This window comes from Phaeovulum sp. (assembly GCF_041596715.1).
Taxonomy (GTDB): domain Bacteria; phylum Pseudomonadota; class Alphaproteobacteria; order Rhodobacterales; family Rhodobacteraceae; genus UBA6213.
In genome coordinates this window covers 1-1,794 of the sequence record NZ_JBFHIA010000377.1, presented here as the reverse complement: position 1 = coordinate 1,794, position 1,794 = coordinate 1, and the positions used below count along the sequence as shown (strand labels likewise).

The following is a 1,794-nucleotide window of genomic DNA, read 5'->3' as shown; positions in this document are numbered from 1 at the left end:
TGACCGCTGGTAAGTAGCAGCGTATTTGGCCCGATCCAGCCGTTTTCGGTTTGGTAAACCTCCAACTCGGCGGCAATATCGGCCCAAGCGTCGGCACGCGCGGCCTCGCTCAAAGGTGCGAGGATCTGCAAGATCGGGCCTGCCGCGTCGCGAACGAATGCCATGTAGTCCTTCGTCGCAGGAAGGCGGAAGGGCGCATCGATCCGTGTTGTCGCAACTGCGCGGAACCCCGCCTTGTTGAACAACGCGTCGATCAGCCCCGGCTTGCCCAAGCTGACAAGTCCGCCGGGGCGGAAGGGATCGCTTGGCACCTTGCCCGCGTGCCGCATCGCCGTTGACATGAGAATCCGCAAGCAGGGGTTCGATTCCGGGCCCGCAAAGACAATACTGCAAAAACGTCCACCCGGTTTCAGAACACGCAGTACCTCGCGAAGTCCCTGCAAAGGGTCGGACAAAAACATCAGGCCAAGCCGAGAAACTGCGGCATCGAAGGCCGCGTCCTCCAACCCAAGCTGTGCGGCATCTGCGCAATGAATGCGCACATTCTGGTACCCCGCCGCTGCCACATTGGCGAAAGCGTGTTTCAGGGTACCCGGTGAGATATCACTCGCAACGACTCTGCCTTTTGTGCCAACTCTGCGCGCGATATCCAGCGTCTGATCGCCAGCCCCCGCCGCCACGTCGAGCACTGTGTCACCCGGGTTGATTCCGGCCATCTCGATCATCGCGTCGGTCGCCACGCGTAGCCAGTTTCGAATCTCGGGCGCGTGCCTGTCCCACCCAGCGGCAGCCTTGTCCCAATGGGTGGCGGCCTGTGAGTTGTCGGCTGCGGCGACCAGATTGAGGTCAATTGTCATGGTCATGATCCTCTGTGATAGGTCAAGGCAACCTTCGGCCAACAGCGCTTTGCTGCTTTGCGCCGAATCCTTGCCGGTGACCTGTTGTGCGGCTTGCGATGCATCGGCGGGTTCGATGCTCTGCCGATAGCCAAAGATTGCACTTGTCCGGAGCGGCGCAACAGCCGCAGTGTTGCGGATGGGGGTCGCAGTTATGCGGGGGGGCATCATGTTTGACTGGAACGATCTGAAGTTCTTTCTGTCAGTCGCCAGCGAGGGCAGCACGATTTCTGCTGCGCGATCGCTTGGCGTAAACCAGTCGACGGTTCAAAGAAGGCTCGCAACGCTAGAGCAGAATCTTGGCCAAAGGTTGGTAGAAAGGTTGCCTTCGGGCTATCGACTGACCGCGCTTGGTGTGGCCCTGTTGCCCTTGGCCCAAAGCGTGGCAAAGGCCGCAAGTGCATTTGAACAGGGTGTTGCGGATCAGGGGCGCAGCCGTGTCGGCATCATCCGCCTGACCTGTCCCGAACCGATCGCCTTTCGGCTTACGAAATCCGGCATCCTTGATAGGTTTCACCACGCCAATCCCCACGTCAAAGTAGAGTTTGTCTTGAGCGATCAATACGTTGATCTATCAAAAGGCGAAGCCGATGTCGCGTTGCGGTCGGGCGATACCGATGACGACGTGCTCGTGGGTCGCAAGATCGCGAATTCGCTTTGGGCGGTTTACGCCAGCCGCCAATATACCGAACGTAACGGCGCACCATCCAGTGCGGGCGATCTGGCGGCCCACCCGTTGATCGCGTTTGAAGAAAGCATGAGCAAGCACCGCGTGATGACATGGCTGAAAGAGGTGGCGCCGACCGCCACCTACGCTGCACGCAACACCAGCGTTCTTGGCCTGATCTATGCCGCCAAAGCCGGGCTGGGTGTTGCGCCTTTACCAATGTCCTTGGGC

General features: G+C 59.8%; 2 protein-coding genes. One reads left to right on the top strand and one right to left on the bottom strand.

The features are described from left to right. Window positions 1-857: class I SAM-dependent methyltransferase (locus tag ABY403_RS16210; protein WP_372841844.1), on the bottom strand; the 857-nt coding region annotated here is incomplete at its 3' end. Between the two features lie 208 nt (window positions 858-1,065). On the opposite strand from ABY403_RS16210, the gene ABY403_RS16205 reads away from it, so the two are divergent. Next, window positions 1,066-1,794: LysR family transcriptional regulator (locus ABY403_RS16205; RefSeq protein ID WP_372841843.1), on the top strand; the 729-nt coding region annotated here is incomplete at its 3' end.